The organism is Streptomyces sp. MUM 203J, from assembly GCF_022414595.1.
Classification (GTDB): domain Bacteria; phylum Actinomycetota; class Actinomycetes; order Streptomycetales; family Streptomycetaceae; genus Streptomyces.
Window position 1 is genome coordinate 1 of record NZ_JADWYO010000109.1, and the last position, 8,640, is coordinate 8,640.

At 68.8% G+C, this 8,640-nt stretch carries 9 protein-coding genes; 6 read left to right on the forward strand and 3 right to left on the reverse strand.

The window, feature by feature from the left end; all coding sequences use genetic code 11:
• The first annotated feature begins 532 nt into the window (after positions 1-532).
• Positions 533-718, forward strand: a complete 186-nt coding sequence (locus tag I3F58_RS29530; protein WP_275679044.1) for a DUF1737 domain-containing protein — start codon at positions 533-535, stop codon at positions 716-718.
• 31 nt (positions 719-749) lie between these two features.
• Here the strand turns inward: I3F58_RS29530 and I3F58_RS28750 are convergent, their stop codons facing one another.
• On the reverse strand, positions 750-1,910 hold the full coding sequence (locus I3F58_RS28750) for an IS630 family transposase (protein ID WP_240111647.1): 1,161 nt from the start codon (positions 1,908-1,910) through the stop codon (positions 750-752).
• Between the two features lie 37 nt (positions 1,911-1,947).
• Complete coding sequence (locus I3F58_RS28755; RefSeq protein WP_240111648.1) at positions 1,948-2,793, reverse strand: aldo/keto reductase; 846 nt, start codon at positions 2,791-2,793, stop codon at positions 1,948-1,950.
• 68 nt (positions 2,794-2,861) lie between these two features.
• Between I3F58_RS28755 and I3F58_RS28760 the strand changes: the two genes are divergently transcribed.
• The 5 genes from I3F58_RS28760 (at position 2,862) to I3F58_RS28780 (ending at position 7,264) form a co-directional block, all read left to right on the forward strand.
• The gene (locus I3F58_RS28760) at positions 2,862-3,527 is read left to right on the forward strand and encodes a LuxR C-terminal-related transcriptional regulator (protein ID WP_240111649.1); all 666 of its coding nucleotides are present in this window, start codon (positions 2,862-2,864) and stop codon (positions 3,525-3,527) included.
• Positions 3,528-3,769: 242 nt separating this feature from the next.
• Positions 3,770-4,456 carry a TetR/AcrR family transcriptional regulator gene (locus I3F58_RS28765; protein ID WP_308355079.1) on the forward strand — a complete coding sequence of 229 codons (687 nt, stop codon included), beginning with the start codon at positions 3,770-3,772 and terminating at the stop codon, positions 4,454-4,456.
• A gap of 223 nt (positions 4,457-4,679) precedes the next feature.
• Positions 4,680-5,249 carry a TetR/AcrR family transcriptional regulator gene (locus tag I3F58_RS28770; protein WP_240111650.1) on the forward strand — a complete coding sequence of 190 codons (570 nt, stop codon included), beginning with the start codon at positions 4,680-4,682 and terminating at the stop codon, positions 5,247-5,249.
• The gene (locus I3F58_RS28775; RefSeq protein ID WP_240111651.1) at positions 5,246-6,139 is read left to right on the forward strand and encodes an aldo/keto reductase; all 894 of its coding nucleotides are present in this window, start codon (positions 5,246-5,248) and stop codon (positions 6,137-6,139) included. Before I3F58_RS28770 ends, I3F58_RS28775 begins: the two co-directional genes overlap by 4 nt.
• A gap of 105 nt (positions 6,140-6,244) precedes the next feature.
• Positions 6,245-7,264 carry an NADPH:quinone reductase gene (locus tag I3F58_RS28780; RefSeq protein WP_240111652.1) on the forward strand — a complete coding sequence of 340 codons (1,020 nt, stop codon included), beginning with the start codon at positions 6,245-6,247 and terminating at the stop codon, positions 7,262-7,264.
• Between the two features lie 110 nt (positions 7,265-7,374).
• Here the strand turns inward: I3F58_RS28780 and I3F58_RS28785 are convergent, their stop codons facing one another.
• A complete protein-coding gene (locus tag I3F58_RS28785; protein ID WP_240111653.1) occupies positions 7,375-7,632 on the reverse strand; it encodes a hypothetical protein in 258 nt (85 codons plus the stop codon).
• Between the last annotated feature and the right edge of the window lie 1,008 nt (positions 7,633-8,640).

Consider the following 8,640-nt stretch of genomic DNA (forward strand, 5'->3'; position numbering starts at 1 on the left):
CCAGAACAACATCAACTACGCTGACACCAGCCGCATAACCCGTGTCCAGGATTCGGGGTCAAGGCCCAACGTCAGGTCAAGCGCTGTCCTGAGTGCTTACGGCTTCGGCTCAGCTCAACGCGAGGCCCCCTTGGCTCCGCCATGGACACAACGCGGCTGACGACTTCACACCGCAGACCCTGTCACCCACAGGGAGGCACTCGAAGGCGCGACGTTGATACCCACCAACCGAGACAGACGCCCGGATCCTCCGAGAGACGGCAAGCGTCAGCTTCCCTGCGGAAGTGAGACACCGACGAGGGTGGACACGGCCTTCGCCGTGTTAACCCAGTAGTCGGCGAGCGGGCGGGCCAGGCCGCCTGCATCGGCATGCATCGGCGAAGAACCCGGTGTGGCCGAGACAGAAGAGCACGACCTCTGCCCACTGGCCAGCGATCACCTGGAGGTCGGGGTAACGACCTTGGGAGCAATCGGCTTTGGGGGGTTCTGGTCGCTTGGCTCGGTGGGGGGTGCACATGAGATCTTTCTCTTCATGAGTACACCACCAGACGGATTGCCGATTTACCGAGTGCTGACCGGCCCGGACGACGCCGCGTTCTGCCATCGCGTGAGCGAAGCGATACGTCTTGGCTACGAACTGCACGAAGGCCCTGCGGTCACGTTCAACGGTGAGCGGGTCATCGTCGCTCAGGCGGTCGTGTGGCCGGCCCAGCCGTAGTGGTCGGCGTTCGAAGTCCTTCGGGCGTTGATCAGGTGGCTGAGGCGGCGGAGGATTCTTCTGGGTGATCGGCGGTGTGTCGGTCGAGCCTGGCCAGCAGATCGTCCAGGACGGAGGTGGTGAACTTCCACTGGAACGGCTGTGCCGTGGCGTTGTAGCGGTCTTCGAAGGCTCGGAGCCGGTCTTGGACCTGGTCGAGGTTCGTGAAGTCGTTGGGTGCCACGACTTTGCGTTGGACGACGGAGAAGAAGATCTCGACCTGGTTCGTCCAGGAGGCGTGGACCGGGGTGTGGACCATGACGGCGTTCGGAAACGCCGCGGTGAGACGGTCGATGGCCTTCTTCCCCCGGTGGGAGGAGCCGTTGTCGACGATCCGGAAGACGCGTCTGGCGCTGGCGTAGGGCTCGGTGGTCATGACCTGGGTGACCAGGTTCATGAACGGCACGATGCCGGTGGTGGCCTCGCAGCGGCCGAGGACGCGGGCGCGGTGGACGTCGTAGGCGGCCAGGTAGGCCAGCGCGCCGCCGCGCTGGTATTCGTGGTTGACGCGCATCGCCCGGGCCCGGCCCGGGGCCAGGGTCGGGTGGCAGCGGCAGCGGGCCTGGATCGAGGTCTTCTCGTCCGCGGAGATCACGTACTCGTCCTCGCCCAGCGGGGCACCGTCGAAGGTGCGGGCGTACAGGTCCATGACCCGTTGGGCTTTGGTGCGGAAGTCGGGGTCGCGGATGAAGATCCAGGACCGGTACTGCCAGGGCTTGAGCGCGTCCTCGTACAGCCAGCGGTGCACCGTGGACGCAGAGCTGCTGTCGGTGATCCCGCATGCGGTCAGTTCGGCGGCCAGTTCCGGGCACGACCAGCGCGCCAGCGGCACGCTGGTCTCGGCGGGTAACTGGCATGCCAGCGCCTTGGCCTCGGCGACCTGCACGGGGGTGAAGCGGGCGGGGCGCCCGCTGCGCCTCCGGTCGGCCAGGGCCGACAGCCCGCCGTGGGCGAACCGGCCGCGCCAGGTCCGCACGGTATCTATGTGCAGGCCGGTCTCGCGGGCGACGCGTGCGTTGGACCGGCCGCGCGCGGCCTGCAACACCACCTGGGCCCGTACCCGCAGCCGGTACTCGGTCTTGAGGCCGAAGGCCATCGTCTTCAGCCTCTTGCGCTCGGCTGCGGTCGGGGAGATCGGGCTGGCAGCAGCCATGGCCATGACGGGAAAGTCCGCCTTCGGAATCGGTCAGTCAGCCCCGCAGGTCAGCCAAGTCCTGCTCGGTGAGGCTGAGATCGGCGGCGGCGAGATTCTCCTCCAGGTGATCGAGTGATCCGGTGCCCGGAATCGCCAGCACCGACGGCGACATCGCCAGCAGCGAGGCGATCGCGACCTGTGCGGTGGTCGTGCCGAGTCGCGCTGCGACCTTGCCGAGCCGCTCCGCGCTGCGCGGCTCGCCACCGCCGCCGAGCGGGAAGTACGGCACGTACGCGATACCCGCTTCCTCGCATGCGGCCAGCAGCCCCATGTCACCGGTGTGCCGGTTCTGCACCGCCGCGACGGGCGCGATCGCCCTCGCCTCGGCGAACTGGGCGGCGTCGAGGTTGCTGACGCCCAGATGCCGGATCAGCCCCTGAGCGCGAAGCTCGGCGAGCACCGCGAACCGTTCGGCGATCGACTCGCCACCCGGTCCGCTCATCCCACCGACCCGCAGGTACACCAGGTCGAGCCGGTCCAGCCCGAGAGAACGCAGATCCGCCTCCACCAGGCCACGCAACTGATCAGGCATCGCCTGTTCACTCGGCAGACCCTTCGGACCCCGCAGCGGACCGACTTTCGTCGCGATCACCAGGCCGTCCTCCCGGTACGGCGTCAATGCCCTACGGATCAGCTCATTGGCCCGCACCGGCCCGCGGCCGTAGAAGCCAGCCGTATCGAGGTGGTTCACACCCAGCTCCACGGCGCGCCGGAGCACCTTGATGCCGGTCTCCGGCGCCCGCACCGGGCCGTCGAAGGTCCCCATCGCCAGGCGCATCGCGCCGAAGCCGAGGCGATTGATGGCCAGATCTCCACCAAAGGAGAAAGTCTTGATCGTCATGAGGCTCATGCTGTCCGCCCCTCACCACGCCCCGCGAACGCATGGCAGCTTGCTGCCAGACTGGGGGAATGCGGAAAGAGCAGGTGTACTCCGTCCGAGGGGACGCAGAGCTGATCACACGCGCCGGACACCTCTTCGAGTCTGCGCAGACCGAGTTCCTCTGCGGCGCCCGGGACCTCAGGACCTGGTCACAACCCCAGGCCAGGGCAGCGATCCGCAACCGGATGCGAGCCACGGACTCCACCGGCTTCACCTCCCGCAAACTGCTCAGCCCGGTCGCCCTCGCCGACGAGGAGGCCCGCACGCACCTGCAGATGGTGCAGCACAAGGGCGCTGCCGTTCGGATCAGCAGCTCACCGATGCCACACGAAACCATCCTCATCGACCGGCGCGTGGTGATCCTCGCCGGCCAGCACACCCCCACCGGCCGCGAATACACCGTCACGACGTCGCAGACCCTGGTCGACGGCGTCCACTCGCTGTTCCAGGCGATCTGGGACACCGCCACCGATCTCAACACCTACCTGCACAGCAACGCCCCACACCTCGACGCCGACGGACGCGTGATCCTCCAAACACTCGCATCCGGACTCACCGACGCATCGGCGGCCAAACGGCTCGGCATCTCGCTCCGCACCTACCGGCGGCGCGTGGCCGACCTGATGGCCAAACTCGAGGCCGACTCCCGATTCCAGGCCGGGCTGCGCGTAGGCGAACTGGGCATACCGCGCTAAACAGAAGCAATTGCCCCTCGTCAGTGGCCCAGGCGCATCTGCCGCAAATCAACCACCGCGTCAACCCCCGAAGGTCTTGCGAGCTCGACCACTTAGGACTTGTGGTCGCGGTCTGCCCGTGACACGAGAAGGGCCGGACGGGGTTGAACGAGTTGTGACGCTTACCTGGGCCCGTGCGGCCTGTTCCCATCCTGCCCTGTCCGGAGTCTCCCGCGCACACTTCGGCGAGTTGCTCGAAGAACTTGCTCCGCGTCGGGAGGCTGCCCGCGAGTCGGCGCTGCGCCAGCGGCGCGGCCAGGACCGGCGTCGGGGCAGGTGCCGGACCGAAGCGGCGGCTGGTCTTCGTGGACCGGCTGTTGGCCCGCGCGGTCGCTGAAGCGGCGGGCCTGCAGCCGCCGGCCATCTACCGGCTGTTGGGGGACAAGGACGGGCCGCTCGACGCGGTGGCCGAGCACGGCTTCACCGCGTTTCTCGCCACCAAGCACGTCGGCCCGGACCCGCGGGACCCCGTCGAGGACCTGAGAGCCTGCTGGGACGTCGCGGTTGAGTACGGCCTGGCCAACCCCGCGCTGTACACGCCGATGTGCAGCGAGCCCACGAGGACCGCCTCGGCCTCCTTCAAGGCCGGCATGGAGATCCTGATGGGCCGCATCCGGCGCCTCGCCGCCAGCGGCTGGCTCCGCGTGGACGAGGAACTCGCGGCCCAGATCATCCATGCCACAGCGCGTGGTGCAGTGCTCACCTGGCTGTCCCTGCCAGTGCACGGGCGGAACCCGGCCCTGTTGACCACCTTGCGGGAGTCCATGGTCGCCGCCGTAACCAGTCAAGGGCCGTCCGTGCAGGACGCGGGCCGACGGGCGCCGCTCGCGCCTTGCGCGCAGCGCTGCCCGAACAGGCGACCCTCTGCAGTGCGGAGCAATACCTGCTGAGGGAGCGGCCGGGCCACCTCGCCGCCGACGGTTGAGGCGGAGTCACCACCTCCGCCGCCGGGTCGGACCGTTTGGTGCGCCGACCGCCTGCCGTCCGTCTGACCACCCGCCATCGCGACCGTTCCCGGTCGTGACGACCAGGCATGCTCGCACGAGACGCACCTGTCACATACAGAACCGCGGTTCTGCTAGTGTCTCCATAAGGAGAATGTAGATTCTTTTTGTGGGAGGTGTGGTGCCTCGGCTCACCGACGCGCGCAAGGAACTCAGGCGTACTCAGATCGCCGAGGCCGCCGTCCGTTGTTTCAGCCGCAACGGGCTGGAGCGGACCTCGATCGCCGACATCACCGCCGAGTCCGGCCTCTCGGCCGGCTCGATCTATGCGCACTACCGCAACAAAGCCGACCTGGTCCGGGCCGCCGCCCGCGAGGTGCTCGCCAAGCGCGCCGAAGTCCTCGGTGAGTACGCCGCGGCCGACGCCCCACCCGGCCCCGACGAACTACTCTCCCGCCTGATCGCCGCGATCAACCCCGCCGAGGCCCGGGTCGGCGTGCAGACCTGGGGTGAGGCGACCACCGACCCGGCCATCCACGGCATCGTCGTCGACATGACCGACCGGATGCGTGCGATGCTGCGCGACTGCGTCACGGCGTGGCTGGTCACGGTCGAGCATCACGAGCCGGCCGAGGCCCGGGAGCGCGCTGTCCCGATTGCCCGCCGGATCATGGCGCTCTATCAGGCCGAACTGCTCTACACCGCCTTGCGAACACCGACCGAGGAGACAGCGTCATGACCACCGCGACCGCTTCGTTAGCCGCCCGCAGCGTTTCCCGGATCGGCTACGGCGCGTTACAGCTCGAGCGGCTGCACGACCGCCGCGGCGAGGCCGTCGCGCTACTGCGCCACGCGGTCGAGCTGGGCGTCGACCACGTGGACACCGCCGAGTTCTACGGCTTCGGTTTCGCCAACGACGTGATCCGCGAGGCGCTGCGCCCCCAGGACGGCGTCCTGGTGGTCACGAAGGTGGGGGCTGACCCCAACCCTGGCGGGGAGCTGCCGTTGCGTCTGGCACAGCGGCCCGAACAGCTGCGCGCCAGCGTTGAGGACAACCTGCGCAGCCTCGGTCTCGACCGACTCCCGGTGGTCAACCTGCGGCGCCTCGACTCCGGCCCCGGGCTGCGTCCCGAGGGTGACCAGGTCGTCGATCTCGACGACCAGCTCGCGGTGATGACCGCCTTGCGCGATGAGGGCAAGATCGGCGCGATCGGTCTGAGCAGCATCACCCTCGACGTCCTGCGCCGCGCTCTGCCCGCGGGCATTGTCTGCGTGCAGAACGCGTACAGTCTCGTCTCCCGCGATGACGAGGACATGCTGCAGCTGTGCGCGGCCGAGGGCATCGCCTGGGTGCCGTTCTTCCCGCTGGGCGGGGCCTCCCCCGGCCTGCCCAAGGTCACCGACGAGCCAGCGGTGCACGCCGTGGCCGAGTCCCTGGGCGTCACACCCTCCCTGGTCGGCCTCGCCTGGCTGCTGCACCACGCCCCGAACGTGCTGCTCATCCCCGGTACCGCCGACGCCGCCCACTTGGAGGCCAACATCGCGGTCGGCGGGATCGCGCTCGACGCCGCGGCCCTTGCCACCCTCGATGGCATCGAGTCCCGCTCCAACGAAGTCCTCATTGGCTGACGGGAACCAACGCGGCCCGGGCCGCGACCGCACCACACGCCGGACACCTGACGAACCCCCAGGCCACGTCGGGAAAACCGCTCTACCATTCTCCAAGGACGGATCATGAAGGCCATCATCTACCGCGACAACGGCGCCCCCGACGTTCTGCAGTTCGTCGACCGTGACCTGCCGGCGCCCGGCCCGGGCGAGGTTCGCGTCCGGGTCGCTGTGTCCGGGGTCAACCCGACCGACTGGCAGGCGCGCGCCGGCGCCGGTCACCCCAAGCACTTCTCCGAGGTCACCCCGCACCTCGACGGCGCCGGCACGATCGACGCCATCGGTGAGGGTGTCGACCAGAGCCGGGTCGGTCAGCGCGTCTGGCTGTTCATGGCCGCCGCCGGGCGGCCCACCGGTACCGCCGCAGAGTTCACCGTCGTGCCTGCCGAACAGGCCGTGCCGCTGCCCGATGAGGCCGGCTTCGACGTCGGCGCCGCACTCGGAGTCCCCGCGTTGACCGCCCACCGCGCACTCACCGTCGCCGAGGACGGGCCGCGTCGGCTGCGGCCCGGGGCACTCGACGGGAAGGTGGTGCTCGCCGCGGGCGGGGCCGGAGCGGTCGGGCACGCGGTGATTCAGCTCGCCCGATGGGCCGGCGCTACCGTGATCAGCACGATCAGCAGCCCGGAGAAGGCCCGGCTGGCCGCCGCCGCCGGGGCCCACCACGTGATCAACTACCGCGAGGGCGACCCGGCCGCCGAGATCCGCAGTATCGCCCCGGACGGCGTCGACGTCGTCGCAGAGGTGGCGCTGGGCACGAACCTCGCACTGGACCTGGCCGTGCTGCGAACCCGCGGCACGATCTCGACCTACGCCAACGACGGTGGCAAGCCGGTCGAACTGAACGTGCTGCAGAACATGGTGCTGAACACACGCTTCCAGTTCCTGGTGCTCTACACGGCCGGTCCGGAGGCACGCACCACGGCCGTCCAGGACGTCACCGCCGCAGTACGCGACGGCGCGCTGCCGGTCGGCGAGGAGCACGGCCTGCCGCTGATCCGCTTTCCCCTCGACCGCACCGCCGACGCGCACCGGGCGGTCGAAAACCGGGCGGTCGGCAAAGTCCTGGTGGACGTCTCCTCCTGACGTCCAGTGAGCCTCCGCCAACTTGAAGTTTCAGTTCAAAGGGCTGATGTGGCCGGTTCTCGGAGTACTCACGCTGGTCGGGGGCGGGAGTCCGCGGAGAAGATCATCCGTCAGCGGTTGGCTCCGAGGTTCGTCAGGACGAGCAGGGCGCGCAGGAGGCGGGTGGCGGGCGGGGGCGGTTTGGGGCTTGGTGAGGAACCGCCAGTTCTTGAGGTGGGCGAAGGCGTGCTCGACCGGTGCGCGTCCGAGGCGAGGACGCGGTTGGCCTCCTTCTGGCCCGGGGTGAGCTTGTGGGTTCGGGTGGCGGTGTAGTCGGTGACGGTCACGGGGTAGACGATGCCGTTGTCCAGGCCGGGAACTGTAGGCAAAAGTGCGGAGGCATCGTGGAATGGTCCGGCTGGCAGGTCCCCGGTGACGGGGTGCAGCTCCCAATGCTGCACTTCGATGCCGACCAGTACGACGCCGCGGTAGCCCGAGCTTCGGCGATGGCGGCGGGTCGACGTGAAGTCATGAAGTCGGCCAGCCCTTATGGTTGACTGCGACGCTCCACGACGAGATGAGCTGAACGGCTCGTGCTGCCGCCAGCCGTCTGTCGCACGGCATCACAGGCGGCAGATCGCCGTTGGTAGTGGCAGCGTCAGGCTGTTGCCTGGTGCTGTCGGCGCCAGTCGGACCAGTGCGGCAGTCTGGCCAGGGAAGTCGATGGGATCAGGGCGGCTGTGAGCAAGAGTCGGGTCTCTGGGACGGTCAGTGATCGCATCGCGGCTGCGGGCAGATTGGTGTGGATCGGCGGCCCCGGCCGGAGCCGCGCTGGCGGCGACGGCAGCCAGAAGAGCCAGGGCGAGCGTGACGTGCCGGTGCCATGAGGTCCAGTGTCTGACCTGGTAGTGGTCGAGTCCGACCCGGCTCTTGGCGGCCTGGAAACATTCCTCGACGCTCCAGCGGACACCAGCAACGCGGACCAGCTCCGCGAGGGTGACTGTAGTGGGTGACCAGCACAGGTAGAAGGTCTGTTCACCACTGGAGCGGTTGCGGCAGTAAGCAGGTGGCGGTGTTCGCCGGTGCCGGTGTGTATCCAGGCCCAGCCGTAGTGGTGCGTGCCCTTCGCGCCGCTGCCAGGCGGTGGCGGGCAGGCGGTTGGCGAGAGTGTCCGCGCGGACGGGGGGTGTGGGCCACCAGCACGCCGCCGGGCAAGGAAAAGGGGAGTTGCAGAAGGATTCTCCGGGCGGCGTCACCGTCGAGGCGGACGACCACGGGCTCGGCCGCTCGCGCGGGGCCCTGACCACCAAGCTGCACTTGGCCGTCGAACGGGCCTTGACCCCGAATCCTGGACACGGGTTATGCGGCTGGTGTCAGCGTAGTTGATGTTGTTCTGG